The organism is Agromyces sp. NPDC055520 (assembly GCF_053619715.1).
In genome coordinates, this window is record NZ_JBSHJY010000002.1 from 87,542 (window position 1) to 107,081 (window position 19,540).

The window sequence follows — 19,540 nt, forward strand, 5'->3', positions numbered from 1 at the left end:
AGAACAGTGCAGCTGACCCTCGACGAGATCTCCATCCTCTGCGTGTACTCGGCCATGGTCGTGTACGCGATCGCCTTCATCGCGTTCTCGATCGACCTCGCGCGCCGCTCAGCGGCGGCGACGGCGGTGACGGATGCCTCGGCTCGCGCGGCGTCGAACGCCCGTGTCGAATCGAAGGCGAGTGTCGCCGTCGGCGCGGCAGGCGCTTCGAGCGAAGCGAGCCCGTCGAGCACCGCGGGCACGGCGAAGCCGGCGGCATCCACTCGCCTGAATGCGGCGCGACCGGGTCAGGAGGGCGAGATCGCCTACGGCCGCTCGCCCGCGCTGCGGGTCGGGGTCGCGATGACGGTGCTCGCGTGGATCCTGCACCTCTCGGCCGACGTGCTGCGCGGCCTCGCCGCCGGCCGGGTGCCGTGGGCGAACATGTACGAGTTCGCGCTCACGGGCACGCTCATCATCACCACGGTCTTCCTCATCGTGATCGTGGTCGCCAAGCACGACCTGCGCTTTCTCGGCACCTTCATCACGGGCCTCGTGCTCGTGCTGCTCGGCGTCGCGGCGCTGAACTTCTACGTCAGCCCGATCCCGCTGCCGCCGGCGCTGCAGTCGGTGTGGCTCGTCATCCACGTGTTCGTGGCGAGCGCCTCGGTCGGCCTCTTCGCGCTCGGCTTCGCGCTCTCGGTCGTGCAGCTCATGCAGGCGCGCCGCGAGTCGATCGTCGCCACGGCGAAGGCGGCCAAGCTCACGTTCCTCGCGACGCTGCCCGATTCGGTCACGCTCGAGAACCTCGCGTACCGCATCAACATCATCGGCTTCATCATGTGGACCTTCACCCTCATGGCGGGCTCGGTCTGGGCCGAGAAGGCCTGGGGCCGCTACTGGGGCTGGGACACCAAGGAGGTGTGGACCTTCATCATCTGGGTGGTCTACGCCGGCTACATCCACGCTCGTGCGACGCGCGGCTGGCGCGGCTCGCGTTCGGCGTGGCTCGCGATCATCGGCTTCTCGACGGTGCTCTTCAACTTCACGGTCGTGAACCTGTTCTTCAAGGGACTGCACGCGTACTCGGGTCTCTGAGTCGCGGGCGCTGATCCGCGGCGCCTGATCCGCGCAAGCATTGCGGTCGCCCATGCGAGCGAGCACCATCGCTCTATGAGGCTGCTCGAACGCGAGGGTGAGATCGCCGAGCTCGGCGACGCCGTGCGCGCGGCCGCCGAGGGGCGCGGCGGGGTCGTGCTCGTGCACGGCGAGGCGGGCATCGGCAAGTCGAGCCTCGTGAACGCGCTGCGCGACGAGCCGCCGGGCGGCAGCCGGGTGCTCGTCGGCGCGTGCGACGCGCTCTCGACGCCCCGCACGCTCGGGCCGCTGCGCGACCTGATCCCGCAGGTGGGCCCGCGCCTCGGCGGGGCCCTTCGCGCGGGCGAGCGGGAGGAGGTGTTCGCGGCGCTGCACGAGGAGCTCTCGTCGGCCCCCGCCACGGTGCTCGTCATCGAAGACGCCCACTGGTCGGACGAGGCCACCCTCGACGCGCTGCGATTCATCGCGCGTCGCATCGAACCGCTGCCCGCTGTGCTCGTGCTCACCTATCGCGACGACGAGCTCGACCGGGAGCATCCGCTCGGCAGGCTGCTCGGCGAGCTGCCGAGCGGCGTGCGGCATCTCGCGCTCCGGCCGCTGTCGCCCGCGGCGGTCGGGTCGCTCGCGAGCGAGCGCGGCGCCGACGCCGACCGGGTGTACGCGCTCAGCCGGGGCAACCCCTACTTCGTGAGCGAGCTCGTGACCTCGGCGGATGCCGCGCAGGTGCCGCGCACTGTCGTCGACGCCGTCACCGCGCGCCTCCACCGCCTCGACGCCGTCACGCAGGGGCGAGTCGAGCAGCTCGCGGTCGTGCCCTCGGCCGTCGGCGCCGACGAGCTCGCTCGGCTCGTGCCCGAGGGGTCGAGCTCGCTCGCCGTCGCCGAAGAGGGCGGCCTGCTCACCGTGCGGCCCGACGGGGTGCAGTTCCGGCACGAGCTCACGCGGCGTGCGATCGTCGACGCCCTGCCGGCCTCCCGCCGCATCGAGCTGAACGCTCGCGTGCTCGAGATGCTCCTCGAGGTCGGCGCCGACCCGGGTCGAATCGTCTCGCATGCGATCGAGGCCGGCGACGTCGACGCCGTCGTGGAGTGGGCGCCGACGGCGGCGCGCGATGCCGCGGTGAGCAGTGCGCACCGCCAGGCGGCCGCGCACTTCCGTGCGGCACTCGCGCACGGCGAACGCTACGACACCGCCACGCGCGCCGACCTGATGGAGGAGTACGCGATCGAGGCGTATCTGCTCGGCGACGAGCCGCAGGCGGTCGCCGCACAGCTCGAGGTCATCGCGCTCCGTCGGGAGCTCGGTGTCGTCGACGCCCTCGGGGCGAGCCTGCGCTGGCTGTCGAGGTTCGAGTGGATCGCGGGCAACCGGCCGGGTGCCGAGCGGGCGGCGGCCGAGGCATCCGCCGTGCTCGCCGACTCGAGCGACCACGGCCTGCTCGCACTCGCCCTCAGCAACGAGGCCCAACTCGCCATGCTCGCCCACGACCTGCCTCGCACGATCGAACTGGCGACGCGTGCGGTCGCCCTGGCGCGGGAGTCGGGGGAGCAGCGGGCGCTCTCGCACGCGCTCAACAACCTCGGCACCGCCCATCTGTTCGAGGACGACGACGAGGGCATGCGGGAGCTGCTCGAGGCGGCCGACATCGCCGCAGCCGCGGGCTTCATGGACGACGCCGCCCGGGCGCACGTCAACCTGGTCTGGAGCCTGCTCGACCAATACCGCCTCGACCTCGCCGAGCGCCACCTCGAACCGGCGATGGCGTTCTCGGAACGCACCGAGGTGCTCGGGCTCTGGACGTACCAGCAGGTCGAACGCGGCCGACTGCACCTCGCGCGGGCGCAGTGGGACGAGGCGCTCGCCGCCGTCGCCGGGGTCTCGGCGGTGCTGCCGCAGGCGCAGTGCGTCGCCCTCATCGTGATCGGCACGGTGCAGGTGCGGCGCGGCGACGGCGACTCGGGGGCATCCGTGCTCGCGGAGGCGAGGGCCATCGCCGAGCGGCTCGGGGAGTTGCAGCGCACCGGGCCGGTGTCGGCGGCGCGGGCCGAGGCGGCGCTGCTCCGCGGCGACCTCGACGAGGTGCGGGCGATCGCGCGCCCGGTCTTCGACGAGGCGGTGCGGTGGGCGGATCGGAACCTGCAGGCCGAACTCGCGTGGCTCCTCCGGCGCGCCGGCGAGGAGGTCGACGTGCCGGACACCGAGCACCCGTTCGCGGTGCAGGCACGGGGCGACTGGCGGCGCGCCGCCGAACTCTGGCGGGAGCGCGGATGCCCGTACCACGAGGCATCCGCGCTCGCAGAGAGCCCCGACGTCGACGACCTGCTCGCCGCGCTCGCGATCCTCGACGGCCTCGGCGCCGATCCGCTCGCCCGACGGGTGCGCGCGGAGCTGCGCGACCGGGGTGCGCGGTCGATCCCGCGCGGCCCGCGGCAGCCGACGCGCGACAATCCCGAAGGCCTCACCGAGCGGCAGCTCGAGGTGCTGCGGCTCGTGGCCGACGGGCTCACGAACGCGCAGATCGCCGATCGGCTGGTGCTGTCGGTGCGCACGGTCGACACGCACGTCGCGGCCGTGCTCGCCAAGCTCGGCGTGCCGACGCGGCAGGATGCGGCGAGGCTCGCTCCCGAGGTGCTCGGTCGCCTCGCGTGAGGCGTCCGGCCGTCGGTAGTCGCTGCGACCGATCTCGGTAGTGCTGCGCCGCGATCTCGGTAGTCGTCGCCGATGATCGCGGGTGCGCTTCGCCGTAGAACGGAAACAGGCCCGATCCGAGCCCGACGAACACCACCCAGGAGTCATCATGAACAGCGCAGCCGTCACCCCGGTCTCCCCGCTCGTTCGCCCGTCCGGGCGCCCGAGCATCTTCGGCCGGCTCTCGCGCCGCGTCGGTCTCGCCCTCGTCGCATGGAGCAGCGAGTCCGAGCGGCGCCGCAGCCCCGAGTCCCTCGCCGAGCTCCACGAACTGCGGCAGCAGGCGGAGCGACTCCGCAACGACCGGTTCCGAGAGGTGACCTTCTCCCGCCTCCTCTGACAGCGTTTGCATCCGAGAAGGTGCAGCGACGACGAGTTGCCCGCCAATACGGCACATGATCGAGTGCAAACGCTTGCATTAACGTCGGCCGCGCTGCTAGCGTCGCCCGCAGTGGTCGGAGGCACGTCGGCGTGCCGCAGGAGTCGGGAGTCAAGGATGACGCAACGCGCACGTGCTCGCAGCTGGTTCGCCCTCGTGGTGGCAGGAGGGCTCGCGGCATCCGCGCTGACCGTCATACCGGGCCTCGCCGCAGCTGCGGCCGACGAACCGCGCACCTTCGCCCTCGTCGGCTCGCTGCAGAGCGAGCTCGGCTGCGCCGCCGACTGGGCGCCCGACTGCGCCGAGACCGAGTTGACCGCCACCGCCACCCCCGGCGTCTTCGCGGCCGACTTCACGGTGCCCGCCGGCACGTGGGAGTACAAGGTCGCCGTGAACGACTCGTGGGACGAGGCGTACGGGCTCAACGGCGGGGGCGACAACATCCCGCTGACCGTCGCCGGCGACACTGCCGTGCGCGTCGTCTTCGACGACAACCTGAAGAAGGTCGGGCTCGAGGCGACGGATGCGACACTGCGCGGCGCCTACGACGAGTCGACCGACGCCGAGCTCGTGGCCGCGCCCGTGCGCCAGCCCGGCAGCGACGAGACGTTCTACTTCGTCATGACCGACCGCTTCGCCAACGGCGACACTGCCAACGACGAGGGCGGGCTCACCGGCGACCGCATGACGACGGGCTACGATCCCACCGACAAGGGCTTCTACAACGGCGGCGACCTCGCGGGCCTGCGCGAGCAGCTCGACTACATCGACGGGCTCGGCACGACCGCGATCTGGCTGACGCCGAGCTTCAAGAACCGGCCCGTGCAGGGCGAGGGCGCGAACGCGAGCGCCGGCTACCACGGCTACTGGATCACCGACTTCACCCAGATCGACCCGCACCTCGGCACCAACGCCGAGCTCGAGGCGCTCATCGCCGAGGCGCACGCCAAGGGCATCAAGGTCTACTTCGACATCATCACGAACCACACGGCCGACGTCATCGACAACGAGCAGCAGCAGTACTCCTACATCGATCAGGCGACGAGCCCGTACCGCGCGGCCGACGGCACCGCCTTCGACCCGGCCGACTACGCGAGCGCCGACACTGGCGCCGGCTTCCCGGCGCTCGACGCCGCGACGAGCTTCCCGTACACGCCGAAGCTCACGGGCGACGACGCGACCGTCAAGGTGCCGGCCTGGCTCAACGACCCGACGCTGTACCACAACCGCGGCGACTCGACGTGGGAGGGCGAGTCGGTCACGTACGGCGACTTCTCGGGCCTCGACGACCTCATGACCGAGCACCCGACCGTCGTGAACGGCTTCGTCGACGTCTACGACACGTGGATCGATCTCGGCATCGACGGCTTCCGCATCGACACCGCCAAGCACGTGAACTTCGAGTTCTGGCAGCAGTGGTCGACGCAGGTGCTCGACTACGCGCACGCCGCGGGCAAGCCCGATTTCTTCATGTTCGGCGAGGTCTACGACGCCGACCCGGTCAAGCTCAGCCCGTACGTGCGCAAGACCGACATGAACTCGGTGCTCGACTTCACGTTCCAGTCGCAGGCGACGAGCTTCGCGGCCGGCAACTCTGCGAAGAACCTGCAGTCGCTCTTCGCCGGCGACGACTACTACACGACGGCCGACTCGTCGGCGACGGCACTGCCGACCTTCCTCGGCAACCACGACATGGGCCGCATCGGCTACTTCCTGCAGTCGACGGATGCCCCGCTCGCACGTGACGGGCTCGCACACGAGCTGCTCTTCCTGACGCGCGGCCAGCCGGTCGTCTACTACGGCGACGAGCAGGGCTTCGCCGGCACCGGCGGCGACAAGGACGCCCGCCAGACGCTCTTCGCGAGCCAGGTGGCCGAGTACCAGAACCAACCGCTCGTCACGGGCGAGACGGCCGGCAGCGTCGACCGCTATGCGACGGATGCCCCGTTGTACACGCACATCGCCGAGCTCTCGGCCCTGCGCGCAGCGAACCCCGCCCTCGCGACGGGCGCGCAGATCGAGCGCTACGTCGACAACGGCGCCGGCGTCTACGCGTTCAGCCGGGTCGACCGCGCCGAGCGGGTCGAGTACCTCGTGGCGTCGAACAACTCGAACGCCGCGAAGACGGTCGAGGTCTCGACGCTGACGAAGGACGGCGTGTTCTCGCCGCTCTACGACTCCTCGCTCCCTGAGCCTGTCGAAGGGGCGCCGATCGTGGCGAACGCCGATGGCGTGGCATCCGTCACCGTGCCGGCGCTCGGCACCGTCGTGCTCACGGCCGACCGCGCGGTGAGCGCGCCCGACGCGGCATCCGCCATCACGGTCGCGACGCCGGCCGCCGGTGCCGGTGTGACCGGCATCACCCCTGTCGTCGCCGATGTCGACGACGCCACCTGGCAGGAGACGAGCTTCGCCTGGCGCATCGCCGGCGCCACGGGCGACGCCGCCTGGCACGAGCTGGGCACCGCCGAGGACACGAGCCCCCGCGTCTTCCACGACACGGCGGGCCTCGCTAAGGGCACGCTCGTCGAGTACCGCGCGATCTCGACCGACGCCGCGGGCAACCGCGCCGCGGCGAGCACGTATGCGAGCGTCGGCAACGCCGTGAACCTTGTCGAAGAGGAGCAGCCAGAGCAGCCGATCGACCTCGTGACGGTGCCCGGCTCGCACAACTCCGAGATGGGCTGCGCGGGCGACTGGACTCCCGGTTGCGAGGCCGCGAAGCTCACGCTGCGCGCCGACGGCATCTACGCGGGCACCTTCGACGTGGCGCCCGGCGACTATGAGTACAAGGTCGCGATCAACGGCAGTTGGGACGTCAACTACGGCGCGAACGGCGAGCTGAACGGCGGCAACGTCGCCTACTCGCACCCGGGCGGGCCGATCACCTTCTTCTGGAACCCGAACACCCACGTGTTCTCGTCGACGGCCGAAGGCCCCGTCGTGACGCTGCCGGGCAGCTTCCAATCAGAGGTCGGATGCCCCGGCGACTGGCAGCCCGAGTGCCTCGCGACCCTCATGCAGGACGGCGATACAGACGGCGTCTACACGTTCGCGACCTCGTCGATCCCCGACGGCGACTACGAGACGAAGGTCGCGCACGGTCAGAGCTGGAACGAGAACTACGGTGTCGACGGCGTGCCGGGCGGCGGCAACTACACGTTCTCCGCGACGACCGGCAAGCTCGTCGAGTTCCGCTACACGCTCGCCACGCACGTGCTCGAAATCGTCGTGACCGACCCGCCGCTCGCGGGCACGGGCGAGGCGCGCGCGCACTGGGTGGGCGAAGACACGCTCGCGTGGCCGGCTGCACTGCTCGGCGGCGCGGCGGCGACGGATGTCTCGTGGACCCTTGAGCACTCGGGCGACGCCTCGCTCGCGGTGGCCGACGGCACGGTGACCGGCGGCGGCGACCCGGTCGTGCTCGAACTCGATCCGGCCGGGCTGACCGAGGCGCAGCTCACCGAGTTCCCGGCGCTCGATGGCTACCTCGCGCTGCGCCCGGTCGGCCTCGACCGCGGCGAGGTGCAGGCGCTCCTCACCGAGCAGCTCGCGGTTGCCCAGCGCGCATCGGCCGGCACGACGACGGGCGGCGAGCTGACCGCCTTCACCGGCGTGCAGCTGCCCGGCGTGCTCGATGCGATCTACGGCGACGCCGTGGCATCCGAATCGCTCGGTGTCAGCTGGCAGGGCGGCGAACCGTCGCTCGCCCTGTGGGCGCCGACCGCGCAGGATGTCGCGCTCCAGGTGTTCCCGACCGGCGAGGCCGGCGAGCCCGTCACGACGCCCGCCGTCTTCGATGCCGCCACCGGCATCTGGTCGGTCGCAGGCGCCGACGGTGCCGACGGCGAACCGCTTGCGGCGGGGGCCGAGTACCGCTGGTCGGTCGAGGTCTACGCCCCGTCGACGGGCGAGATCGAGACGAACTCGGTCACCGACCCGTACTCGGTCGCCCTCACGGCCAACTCGGTGCGTTCGGTCGTCGTCGACCTCGACGACCCGTCGCTCGCCCCCGACCAGTGGGCCGCGACGCCCGCGCCGGTCGTGGAGCGCCCGGTCGACCGTGCGATCTACGAACTGCACGTGCGCGACTTCTCGATCGGCGACGAGACCGTGCCGGCTGAAGAGCGCGGCACCTACCGGGCGTTCACGCGCGACTCGGCGGGCACGAAGCAGCTGAAGCAGCTCGCCGACGCCGGCATCAACACGGTGCACCTGCTGCCGACGTTCGACATCGCGACGATCGAAGAGCAGCGCGCGGCGCAGGCCACACCGGCGTGCGACCTCGCCTCGTTCGGCCCGGCATCGCCCGAGCAGCAGGCCTGCATCGCGGCGATCCGCGACCTCGACGGCTTCAACTGGGGCTACGACCCGTTCCACTTCCAGACGCCCGAGGGCTCGTACGCCGTCGACCCGAACGGCGGCGCCCGAGTCGAGGAGTTCCGCGAGATGGTCGGCGCGCTGCACGCCACGGGCCTGCAGGTCGTGCTCGACGAGGTCTACAACCACACCGCCGAGGGCGGCCAGGGTGCCAAGTCGGTGCTCGACAAGATCGTGCCGGGCTACTACCAGCGCCTGAACGCGGCCGGCAACGTCGAGACCTCGACGTGCTGCCAGAACGTGGCGACCGAGCACGACGTGGCGCAGAAGCTCATGGTCGACTCCGTCGTGCTGTGGGCCGAGGAGTACAAGGTCGACGGCTTCCGCTTCGACCTCATGGGCCACCACTCGAAGGCGAACATGCTCGCGGTGCGCGCCGCGCTCGACGAGCTCACCCTCGAGAAGGACGGCGTCGACGGGTCATCCGTCTACCTCTACGGCGAGGGCTGGAACTTCGGCGAGGTCGCGAACAACGCCCTCTTCGAGCAGGCCACGCAGGGCCAGCTCGGCGGCACCGGCATCGGCACGTTCAACGACCGGCTGCGCGACGCCGTGCACGGCGGCAGCCCGGTCGACGGCTCGTCGACGTTCCAGCAGGGCTTCGGCACCGGGCTCGGCACCGACCCCAACGGCCGGCCGGGCACGCCGTCGCAGGCCGACCAGCTGACCGATCTCGGGCACCAGACCGACCTGGTCAAGCTCGGCCTGGCAGGCAACCTGCGCGGCTACGAGCTGACGGATGCCTCGGGGCAGGTCGTGCGCGGCGACGCGCTCGACTACCGGGGCTCACCGGCAGGCTACGCCGACCAGCCCGACGAGGTGATCAACTACGTCGACGCCCACGACAACGAGACGCTCTACGACCTCTCGGTGTTCAAACTGCCGACGGGCACTTCGATGGCCGACCGGGTGCGCATGAACACCCTCGAGCTCGCAACCGTGACGCTGTCGCAGTCGCCCTCGTTCTGGCACGCCGGCACCGAGCTGCTGCGCTCGAAATCGCTCGACCGCAACAGCTACAACTCGGGCGACTGGTTCAACCGCATCGACTGGACCGGCCAGGAGTCGACCTTCGGGTCGGGCCTGCCGATGGCCGCCGACAACGAGGGCAAGTGGCCGATCATGGCTCCGCTCCTCGCCGACCCCGCGCTGAAGCCGGGCGCTGCCGACATCGCTGCGGCCGAGGCATCCGCTCTCGATCTGCTGCGCGTGCGGTCGACGGTCGACCTGCTGCAGCTCGGCTCGGCCGCGCTCATCGACGAGAAGGTGACGTTCCCGAACAGCGGGCCGGGCGCAACGCCAGGCGTGATCGCGATGCAGATCGACGACCTCGTGGGCGACGACGTCGACCCCGAGCTCGACGGTGCGCTCGTCGTGTTCAACGCCTCGCCCGTGCCGGTGACCGAGACGGTCGACGGGCTCGCCGGGCGCGAGTTCGCCCTCGCCGAGGCGCAGGCGAACGGCTCCGACGCGGTCGTGAAGACAACGACGTGGGATGCCGCGACGGGAACGGTCACCGTGCCGGCCCGCAGTGTCGCCGTGCTCGTCGACGAGCAGGCGCCGCCGGCGGTCGCGACACTCGCCGCCGGTGCGCCCGACAAGCTCGTCGCGAAGTCGGGTGCAGCCGTGAAGTACGTCGCGAAGGTCGTCGCGCTCGACGGCTCGACTCCGACGGGCACCTTCGCGGTGTACGAGGGCGGCACGAAGCTCGCCGAGGTCGTGCTGACGGCGAACGACAAGGGGCGGGTCAACCTGAAGCTGCCGAAGCTCGGCAGCGGCGTGCACCTCGTGCATGCGGTCTTCACCGGCGACGAGGGCTATGCCGACTCCCAGACGGTGCCGGTGCCGCTGCTGCTCTGGTGATCCGCACCCATCCGTTGGTCGAGTAGCGCTCGACGAAGGAGGGCGCGTATCGAGACCTGGTACAGGGTCTCGATACGCTCCTTCGTCGCTACTCGACCATCGGGATGGGCCGCTCAGCCCTCAGGCGGGAACGGCAGCTCGACGCCGCACGCCATGAAGCTGCCGGCGATGTCGGCCCCGTGTGCGGCGAAGATCTCGTCGATGCCCTTGCCGTCGGCGGCCTTGACGTCGACGTTCGGGTTGTTGGCCCCGATCGTGCCGCCGGAGCCGTTCGCACCCTTGATCTTGATCGTGAACGAGCTCGGCGCCCCCGTTGCCGCGTATGCGTCGAGCACACACGCCGCGTCGTCCTCGGGCAGGCCCATGGTGAGCTCCTCGATGTGCACGGTGAGCCACGTCTGCGAGTTCGACGCTCCCGCGTTGCCCTGTTCGGAGCGGTTCGGGTTGAAGCACTCGTGCGCATAGGCGCCGGCGCCGGTGGCGAGCACGCCCGCTGCGGCGAGCGCGAGGCCCGCCGTGATGTTGGTCAAGGTCCGCTTGGACATATGGTTCCCCTCGAATGGGTCGGAGGCGCACCCGGGCGGCGCGCACGACCTCAACCGTCGTGCGGGCGCATGAGGGCGGCATCCGTGCTGACCCTGACCGACGGGCGTCGAGCCCGCCTCGCCGACCCCCAGTGCGGGGGCTACTCGGCCGGCGAGGCGGCGGACTCGGCGAGCACCGAGTGGCAGCGCACGATGCGGTCCATCCACCACTCCGTGCGCTCGGGTGATGCGGCGTACCGGTCGAGCAGCGCGGGGTCGGGCAGCACGCGCCCGACCGGGATCGACCCGCCGTCAGGGATGAGCGGCGACCGCGCGACATCCGCTGCCAGCAATGACGCGGTGCCGAGGCCGCAATCGAATTCGAGCGAGGCGATGGATGCCGCGAGCTGCGCCCCCATCGCGAGGCCGACGCTCGTGTCGAGGGCGCTCGAGACGACGACCGGCAGGCCCGTGCGGCCGATGAGTTCGAGGGCGCGGTGGATGCCGCCGAGCGGCTGCGCCTTGATCACGAGCAGGTCGGCGGCCCCGGCTTCGGCGACGGCGAGCGGGTCGCCGGCGCGGCGCACGCTCTCGTCGGCGGCGATCGGCACGCCCATGTACTTCGTGCGGCGGCGGATCTCGGCGAGCTCTGCGACGCTCGGGCAGGGCTGCTCGACGTACTCGAGGTCGAACGGCGCGAGCTCGTGGATCGCGTGCTCGGCCTCGTCGACGTTCCAGCCGGCGTTGGCGTCGACGCGGATCCGCCCCTCGGGGCCGAGCGCCTCGCGCACGGCGCGCACGCGGGCGACGTCTTGCGCGAGCGTCTGGTCGGGGCTCGCGACCTTCACTTTCGCCGTACGGCATCCGGGGAATCGGGCGAGCACCGCGGCCACGCTGTCGGGGTCGACGTCGGGCACGGTCGCGTTGACCGGGATGCGGTCGCGGAAGGCGGGCGGCGCCGGCACCCAGCCGTAGTCGATGGCCGCGGCCAGCCAAGCGGATGATTCGTCGTCGCCGTATTCGACGAAGGGCGAGAACTCCGTCCAGCCCTCGGGGCCCTCGAAGAGCACCGCCTCGCGCACGTCGATGCCGCGGAACCGCGTCACGAGGGGAAGGGCCACGACTCTGGCGGTGGCGAGCAGTTCGTTCGGCTCGGGCAGCATATGCCCAGTCTCGCACCCCGGGTCGCGAAGTCGGGCGGCTTAGGGTTGGGGTATGAGCGCCGAGGTGTCTGAACTGTTCGATGCGAGCGAGTGGGTCGACGCGGCATCCACCGTCGCTGGAGTCGGGCCCGACGGTGCCGGCGGCCTGACCGACATCACGTACCACCACTCGAACGACGGGCGCATCGCGCGCATCGCGTTCGACCGGCCCGAGGTGCGCAACGCGTTCCGGCCGCACACGGTCGACGAGCTCTACCGCGCGCTCGAGGACGCGCGCACGAACCCACGCATCGGCGTGGTGCTGCTGACGGGCAACGGGCCGAGCGAGAAAGACGGCGGCTGGGCATTCTGCTCGGGCGGCGACCAGCGCATCCGCGGGCGCGACGGCTACAAGTACGAGGAGCCCGTTGGTCGAGTAGCGAGCGCCAGCGAGCGTATCGAGACCCCGGCGAACCTCGGGCGCCTGCACATCCTCGAGGTGCAGCGGCTCATCCGCTTCATGCCGAAGGTCGTCATCGCGGTGGTTCCCGGCTGGGCGGCGGGCGGCGGGCACTCGCTGCACGTCGTCTGCGACCTGACGATCGCCTCGCGCGAGCACGGTCGGTTCAAGCAGACGGATGCCGATGTCGGCAGTTTCGACGCCGGCTACGGCTCGGCGTACTTCGCCCGCCAGATCGGGCAGAAGTTCGCGCGCGAGGTGTTCTTCCTCGCAGAGGAGTACTCGGCCGAGCGCGCCTACGAGATGGGCGCCGTGAACCGGGTCGTGCCGCACGCCTCACTCGAAGCCGAGGCGATCGCGATGGCCCGCACGATCCTCACGAAGTCGCCGACGGCGATCCGCATGCTGAAGTTCGCGTTCAACGCGGTCGACGACGGCATGGTCGGGCAGCAGGTCTTCGCCGGCGAGGCGACGCGCCTCGCCTACGGCACCGATGAGGCGGTCGAGGGCCGCGACGCCTTCCTCGAGAAGCGCGACCCCGACTGGGGCCCCTACCCGTGGCACTACTGATGCCTCTGGCGACGCGAGCGGCGAATGCGAATGTAGGACGATCGTCCCTGTGTAGGACGGTTTCGTCGCAGTTCGTCATACAAAGCGGCGGATGTCCTACGAAGAAACGGGGAACACCGGCGTGAAACCGCTCATCCGGGTTGCCGCAGGCGACACGGCGGCACTGCTCGCTCAGCTCCGGCTCGCGCTGCTCTTCGACGAGGCGGCGCTCGCCGTGCTGCCGGTGCCAGGCGACACCGAGCCGGCTCGCGGCGACCACATCGCCGGGCTCGTGCCCGACGACGTGGCGGTCGTCGTCGAGACGAGCGGATCGACGGATGCCCCGAAGCGCGTGATGCTCTCGGCATCCGCGCTGCGGGCGAGCGCCTTCGCGACCGAGCAGTGGTTCGGCGGCGAGCCCGGGCAGTGGCTGCTCGCCCTGCCCGCGACCTACATCGCGGGCGTGCAGGTGCTCGCTCGCTCGATCCTCGCCGGCACGCGGCCCGTCGTGATGCCCGACGGCGGGTTCACGCCGGCCGCCTTCGTCGAGGCCGCGCGCACGCTCGACTCCGACCACCCCTGGTACACCTCGCTCGTGCCCGTGCAGCTCGCCCGGCTCGTCGAGGCGGCCGAGCACGACCGTTCGGTCGGCACCGCGCTCGGCTCCTTAGACCGGATCCTGCTCGGCGGTCAGGCCGCGCCGCCGGGGCTCGTCGAGCGCGCCGCCGAGCTGGGTGCGCGCGTGCACCGCACCTACGGCTCGAGCGAGACGGCCGGCGGCTGCGTCTACGACGGTCATCCGCTGCCGCGCGTCGACGTGCGCACCGTCGCGGGAGAGGTGCAGCTGAGCGGCCCGATGCTCGCGAGCGGCTACCTCGACGACCCCGAACGCACCGCCGCGGCATTCACCACCGATGCCGACGGCACGCGCTGGTACCGCACGGGCGACCTCGGTGAGCTCACGGTCGATGAGCACGGCATCAGTCGACTGCGCATCACGGGGCGCGCCGACGACCTCATCATCTCGGGCGGCGTCAAGGTCGCGCTCGGCGAGGTCGAGCGCGCGATCCGCGCGATTCCGGGGTTCGCCGACGCCGTGGTGATCGCGGTCGACGATGCCGAGTGGGGGCAACGGCCGGCGGTCGCGGTGACGGGAGCCGCGGCATCCACCGGTCGTGCCGATTCGGTACCGTCTGGCGAGCCGGCGCGGTCTGCAGAGCTGGCACGGCTCGCAACCGTGACGGATGCCGCGGGGCTCGCGCCCGCGGCACGGCCCGTGCGACTGCTGCGACTCGACGAGATGCCGTTGCTCGCCTCGGGCAAACCCGATCGGCGCCGTCTCGCGCAGCTGCTGGCCGAACCCGAGCAGTAGGGCGTGAGCTCGAACTAGCATGGATCGCGTGGCACGCCCGAAACCCCAACGCCTGAATCCCGCCGCCGACCTCGCAGCGAAGTCGCCCGCAGCGAAGTCCGCCGCACAGAAATCGCCCGCGCCGAATTCCTCCGCGCCGAAGTCCCGCACGGCGGGGCGCAGCGGCAATCCGGCCAAGGCCGCGCGCGGCCCGGTGACCCCGAACGCGCCAGCGCGCGACCGGGCGACGGCCGCCGATTGGGTCTCGGGCGCGCGCCTGCGCACCCTGCCGCTCGCGATCGCCCCCGTCGCCCTCGGCACGGGTGCGGGCATCGTGGCGATTCCCGACGGACCGTGGCACCCGGCGCGCGCCCTGCTCGCCCTCGTCGTCGCGCTCGCCCTGCAGATCGGCGTCAACTACGCCAACGACTACTCCGACGGGGTGCGCGGCACCGATGAGCACCGGGTCGGTCCCGCCCGACTCACCGGCTCGGGGGTCGCCGAACCCAAGCAGGTGCTCGCCGTCGCGCTCAGCTTCTTCGCGCTCGCGGCGCTCGCGGGCCTCGCGCTCACGATCGTGACGGGTCAGTGGTGGTTGCTCGCAGTCGGCGCGGTCGCGATCGTCGCGGCCTGGTTCTACACCGGCGGCAGGCACCCCTACGGCTACTACGGCCTCGGCGAGCTCTTCGTCTTCGTGTTCTTCGGTCTCGTGGCGACGGCCGGGTCGGCGTTCGTGCAGGCGCTCACCGTCAACTTCGAGGCCTGGGTCGGCGGCGTCGGTGTGGGACTCATCGCCTGCGCCGTGCTCATGGCCAACAACCTGCGCGACGTCGCGCAAGACAAGGTCGCGGACAAGCGCACGCTGGCCGTGCTCATCGGTCCGCTCGCCGGGCGCATCCTGTTCGCGATCTTCATGCTCGTGCCGTTCGCGATCGTCGCGTTCTTCGCGTTGCTCTACCCGCCCGCGTGGCTCGTGATGTTCGCGCTGCTCGCGGCGCTGCCGGCGTGCGTGATCGTGATCACGGCGAAGACCCCGCGTGAGCTGATCATCGCGCTGCAGCTCGCGAGCCTCACGGCACTCGTCTACGGCGTCGGGCTCGGGCTGGCGTTCGCGTTCTGAGCACGGTCGCCGAGGAGCGAGCGTATCGAGACCCGGTACCCGGTCTCGATACGGCCCTGGCGGGCCTACTCGACCACCGGAGGCTCAGCGGTCGCGCGGCTCCTGCGTAGCATCCTCGTGCGCGGCATCCTCGTGCGCGGCATCCTCGATCGCGGCGTCTTCGGCCTCGTCGTCTTCGTTCACGATCGGCTTCTCGCGGTGGCGGGCGGCGTACAGGTCGCCGGCCATCGACTCGCGCGGGCGGCGGAGGAAGATGAGCGAGGCGCTCAGCCCGAAGACCGCGGCAATGATCGTCGACACCCACGGGTCGACCTGCGCGATGAGCAGCACCGCGAGTGGAACGGCGAACAGCAGCACCCGCAGTGCGGTGTACCAGATCCAGGCGGGCACGGATTTCACCCGATCAGTCTAGGTCGGTACGCCTGAGCGCACTCACAGCCGGGATGCCGCCGACACGCCTAGACTGAGGCCATGGTGAGGTTGTACGTGGTGCTCGCCGTGGCTGCGGTGGTGTTCACCGTGTTCGCCATCGCAGATTGCGCATTCTTCGACCGGATGCGCATTCGTGGGTTGAGCCGCGGCTGGTGGATCGTCGTCATCCTCTTCGTGCCGATCGTCGGCGGCCTGCTCTGGTTCATCGTCGGCCGAGGCCGCGCCGATCGCGCGTCGGGCGGTACGCGGCGCACCCTCGCCCCCGATGACGACACCGAGTTCCTTCGGCGCCTCGGCACCGAAGCCGAGCAAGACGAGCGCATCCGCCGCATGGAGCAAGAGCTCGCCGAGCTCGACGGCCCTTCAGACGGAACCGAGGAAACCCCCGGCGGGCCCGCCGGCGCCGATCACAAGCGGCCTGACACCCCAGATACGCCGGGTGAGCCCGGTCCGTCCAGCCGCCCGAATGGCTGAGCCGGCCCGCCCGTCGGCGAGCCAGGCGCACATCGCCGACGCGGCACACGCCGCCGGCGCGGTGCGCGACTTCGGCGCGGTGCGCGACTTCGACGCGGTGCACACCGCGAGCCCCGCGAGCAACGCCGCTTGGTCGTTGCTCACCGCCTTCGTCGAGCTGGGAGTCACCGACCTCGTCGTCGCGCCCGGGTCGCGATCGCAGGCCCTCGCACTCGCCGCCGCCGAACTCGAACGCGCCGGGGCCGTGCGTCTGCACGTTCGCATCGACGAGCGCGGCGCCGCGTTCCTCGCCCTCGGCCTCGCGGTCGAGTCGGGCCGCCCGGTGCCGATCATCACGACATCGGGCACCGCCGTCGCGAACCTGCACCCCGCCGTGCTCGAGGCCCATCACTCGGGCGTGCCGCTGATCGTGCTCTCGGCCGATCGGCCGGCAGAACTCCGCGGCATCCGCTCGAACCAGACGACCATGCAGCCCGGCCTCTTCGCCGGTGCGGTGCGCCTCGAGCGCGACGTCGCCCCGCCAGGGGGCGCATCAGGCGAAGCGGATGCCGCGGCGCGCCTTGCCCGCGACGGGGTCGCCGCTGCGCTCGGCCGCGACCCCGAGGGGCGGCTGGTGCCGCATCCGGGCCCCGGGCCGGTGCACCTCAACCTGCAGTTCAGCGAGCCGTTGTCGGCGGCGCTGCCCCCGGTTGATGCGCTGCCCCCGGCCGCTGAGCGCCCTCCGGCCGCTGAGCGCCCTCCGGTCGCTGAGCGCCCCCCGGTCGCTGAGCCTGTCGAAGCGCGCGCATCCGCGGCCGCCCGTCTCCATTCGCTCCCCAGCGGCACTGCCGTCACGTCGCTTCGCGACGCGCCGGAACCGGCCGCCGTGGGCCCAGGCTCAGGGAGCGAACAGCGCTCGGGCAGCGCCGGCGCTCCCATCGCCCCCGGCCCCCGCACGGTCGTCGTCGCGGGTGCGGGCGCTGGCCCCGACGCCGAGCAGTTCGCGCGCGACGGTGGCTGGCCGCTGCTCGCCGAGGTCTCGAGCGGCGCCCGGTTCGGGCCGAACCTCGTCGTCGCCTACCGCGAACTGCTGCACGAACCCGGCTTCGGCGACGAGATCGAGCGGGTCGTGGTGTTCGGGCATCCCACGCTCTCCCGCGAGGTGCCGGCGCTCGTGCAGCGCGACGGGGTCGAGACGATCGTCGTCGCGCCGTGGGGCATCGAGTGGTTCAACCCGGGGCACAGCGTCGGGCGCTTCGAACGCGCGGTGCATGCCGTGCCGCACGAGCAGAGCACCGAAGAGCGAGCCTGGACGGGCCGTTGGGTGCGCGCGAGCCGCCTGCTCGTCGACGCCGGGCTTCCCCCCGCCCCGTTGCAGCGCGACGGCATCGACGAGACCGGACACGTCTCCGACTTCGAGGCGCAGCGCGAGTACATGAAGGCCCAGCTCGCCGCGATGCGGGCGCCCGTCACCCGCCGCACGCTCGTCGACGCGATCTGGTCGGCGACGTGGCCGCACGACCGGCTCGTGTTCGGGGCGTCGCGCTTGATCCGCGATGCCGACCGTGCGGTGCCCGGCCGGCGCATCCCGGTGCACGCGAACCGCGGGCTCGCCGGCATCGACGGCACCGTCGCGACCGCCGTCGGCATCGCGATCGCCAGCCAGGCGCCGCCCCCGTTCGCCGAGCCGAGTCCGGTCGCTGAGCCTGGGCCCACGGCGGCCGGTTCCGGCGCGTCGCGAAGCGACGTGACGGCAGTGCCGCTGGGGAGCGAAGCGAACCCGGCCTCCACCGGCCTCCCCTCGACGAGCTCAGGGAGCGGTTCGGGCGCGCACGCCGGCGTCACCCGCGCGCTCATCGGCGACCTGACGCTGCTGCACGACGTGGGGTCGCTGCTCTTCGGCGAGGGCGAGTCGCGCCCGCGGGTGCAGCTGATCGTCGGCAACGACGGGGGCGGCACCATCTTCGATGCGCTCGAGGTCGCGGCATCCGCCCCTGCCGATGCTTTCGACCGTGTGCAATTCACACCGCAGCATGTCGACCTGGCAGCGCTCGCCGCCGCCTACGGCTGGAGCTACTCGCGCGCGACGACCCGCGGCGAACTCGATGAGGCGCTCGGCACGCGCGTCGACGGGCCGTCGATCCTCGAGGTGCCGCTGCCGCGCTGACCCTTGCCGCGCTGACCCTTGCCGTGGCATCCGCTCGCTCGGCAGGATGTACCCATGAGCAGCGAGACGTTCTGGCAAGCCGACCCCGCCGATCTGCTGCGCGTGGGCGACGGCTTCGAATTGGCGGCGATCGACTCGCACGCGCATCCGGGCTTCGACGGCGACAAGCAGGCGGGGCAGGAGGCGCTCGCCGAGGGCGCCGAGATCCTCGCCGATCTGCAAGAGCAACTGTTCGCGATGAGCCGCATGGGCGGCGACGAGCGGCGCATCCTGCTCGTGCTGCAGGCCATGGACACGGCCGGCAAGGGTGGCATCGTCAAGCACGTCATGGGCGCGGTCGACCCGCAGGGCGTGCAGCTCGCGGCGTTCAAGAAGCCGACGGCCGAAGAGCTCGAGCACGACTTCCTCTGGCGCATCCACAAGCAGGTGCCGGGCGCGGGCATGATCGGCGTGTTCGACCGCTCGCACTACGAAGACGTGCTCGTCGGCCGCGTGCGCGAGCTCGCACCGCCCGACGAGATCGAGCGACGCTATGGCGCGATCAACGAGTTCGAGGCCGAGCTCGCGGCGACGGGCACGACGATCATCAAGGTCATGCTGCACATCTCGCGCAGCGAGCAGAAGGCGCGGCTCACCGAGCGGCTCGCCCGCCCCGACAAGCACTGGAAGTTCAACCCCGGCGATGTCGACGAGCGCCTGCTGTGGAACGACTACGCGGCGGCCTACCAGACCGTCTTCGAGCGAACATCGACGACGGATGCCCCGTGGTTCGTCGTGCCCGCCGACCGCAAGTGGTACGCACGGCTGGCGGTGCAGCACCTGTTGATCGACGCGCTCGAGGCGATGAACCTCGACTGGCCGAAGGCCGACTACGACGTCGCCGAGCAGCAGGCGCGACTCGCGGCGAGCTGACCCCGGTGGTCGGTTCGGTGGTCGAGTAGCGACGAAGGAGCGT

General features: G+C 71.4%; 13 protein-coding genes. 10 read left to right on the forward strand and 3 right to left on the reverse strand.

The genetic code is table 11. The features are described from left to right. The first annotated feature begins 6 nt into the window (after positions 1–6). The 4 genes from ccsB to pulA all read left to right on the forward strand — a co-directional run bounded on the left by ccsB (position 7) and on the right by pulA (position 10,387). Positions 7–1,077, forward strand: a complete 1,071-nt coding sequence (ccsB, locus tag ACWGST_RS02080) for a c-type cytochrome biogenesis protein CcsB (protein ID WP_452044974.1) — start codon at positions 7–9, stop codon at positions 1,075–1,077. A 75-nt stretch (positions 1,078–1,152) separates the two neighbouring features. Then, positions 1,153–3,726 (forward strand): ATP-binding protein, encoded by a 2,574-nt coding sequence (locus ACWGST_RS02085; RefSeq protein WP_452044975.1) that lies wholly within the window; start codon positions 1,153–1,155, stop codon positions 3,724–3,726. A gap of 148 nt (positions 3,727–3,874) precedes the next feature. Beyond that, positions 3,875–4,105, forward strand: coding sequence for a hypothetical protein (locus ACWGST_RS02090; protein WP_452044976.1), 231 nt, complete (start codon positions 3,875–3,877; stop codon positions 4,103–4,105). Between the two features lie 156 nt (positions 4,106–4,261). After that, the gene (gene pulA / locus ACWGST_RS02095) at positions 4,262–10,387 is read left to right on the forward strand and encodes a pullulanase-type alpha-1,6-glucosidase (RefSeq protein WP_452044977.1); all 6,126 of its coding nucleotides are present in this window, start codon (positions 4,262–4,264) and stop codon (positions 10,385–10,387) included. 113 nt (positions 10,388–10,500) lie between these two features. Here pulA and ACWGST_RS02100 read toward each other — a convergent pair whose 3' ends face one another. Together ACWGST_RS02100 and ACWGST_RS02105 are read right to left on the reverse strand one after the other, a co-directional pair. Beyond that, complete coding sequence (locus ACWGST_RS02100; RefSeq protein WP_452044978.1) at positions 10,501–10,932, reverse strand: hypothetical protein; 432 nt, start codon at positions 10,930–10,932, stop codon at positions 10,501–10,503. Between the two features lie 140 nt (positions 10,933–11,072). Further along, positions 11,073–12,074, reverse strand: coding sequence for an o-succinylbenzoate synthase (locus ACWGST_RS02105; RefSeq protein ID WP_452044979.1), 1,002 nt, complete (start codon positions 12,072–12,074; stop codon positions 11,073–11,075). A gap of 52 nt (positions 12,075–12,126) precedes the next feature. On the opposite strand from ACWGST_RS02105, the gene ACWGST_RS02110 reads away from it, so the two are divergent. The 3 genes from ACWGST_RS02110 to ACWGST_RS02120 all read left to right on the forward strand — a co-directional run bounded on the left by ACWGST_RS02110 (position 12,127) and on the right by ACWGST_RS02120 (position 15,533). Further along, on the forward strand, positions 12,127–13,083 hold the full coding sequence (locus ACWGST_RS02110; RefSeq protein WP_452044980.1) for a 1,4-dihydroxy-2-naphthoyl-CoA synthase: 957 nt from the start codon (positions 12,127–12,129) through the stop codon (positions 13,081–13,083). Positions 13,084–13,174: 91 nt separating this feature from the next. Further along, positions 13,175–14,434, forward strand: a complete 1,260-nt coding sequence (locus ACWGST_RS02115) for an AMP-binding protein (protein ID WP_452044981.1) — start codon at positions 13,175–13,177, stop codon at positions 14,432–14,434. Between the two features lie 28 nt (positions 14,435–14,462). Next, positions 14,463–15,533, forward strand: coding sequence for a 1,4-dihydroxy-2-naphthoate polyprenyltransferase (locus tag ACWGST_RS02120; RefSeq protein WP_452044982.1), 1,071 nt, complete (start codon positions 14,463–14,465; stop codon positions 15,531–15,533). Positions 15,534–15,617: 84 nt separating this feature from the next. On the opposite strand, the gene ACWGST_RS02125 is transcribed toward ACWGST_RS02120, so the two are convergent. After that, entirely contained in the window at positions 15,618–15,932 is a 315-nt protein-coding gene (locus ACWGST_RS02125; protein WP_452044983.1) for a DUF4229 domain-containing protein, read from the reverse strand. 72 nt (positions 15,933–16,004) lie between these two features. Between ACWGST_RS02125 and ACWGST_RS02130 the strand changes: the two genes are divergently transcribed. The 3 genes from ACWGST_RS02130 to ACWGST_RS02140 are packed head-to-tail and all read left to right on the forward strand — an operon-like array spanning position 16,005 to position 19,497. Continuing rightward, positions 16,005–16,439: a PLD nuclease N-terminal domain-containing protein gene (locus tag ACWGST_RS02130; RefSeq protein WP_452044984.1), complete on the forward strand. Its 435-nt coding sequence runs from the start codon at positions 16,005–16,007 to the stop codon at positions 16,437–16,439. Further along, positions 16,432–18,585: a 2-succinyl-5-enolpyruvyl-6-hydroxy-3-cyclohexene-1-carboxylic-acid synthase gene (gene menD / locus ACWGST_RS02135; protein WP_452044985.1), complete on the forward strand. Its 2,154-nt coding sequence runs from the start codon at positions 16,432–16,434 to the stop codon at positions 18,583–18,585. The genes ACWGST_RS02130 and menD overlap by 8 nt, the downstream gene beginning before the upstream one ends. A gap of 54 nt (positions 18,586–18,639) precedes the next feature. Next, complete coding sequence (locus ACWGST_RS02140) at positions 18,640–19,497, forward strand: polyphosphate kinase 2 family protein (protein WP_452044986.1); 858 nt, start codon at positions 18,640–18,642, stop codon at positions 19,495–19,497. Positions 19,498–19,540: the final 43 nt, after the last annotated feature.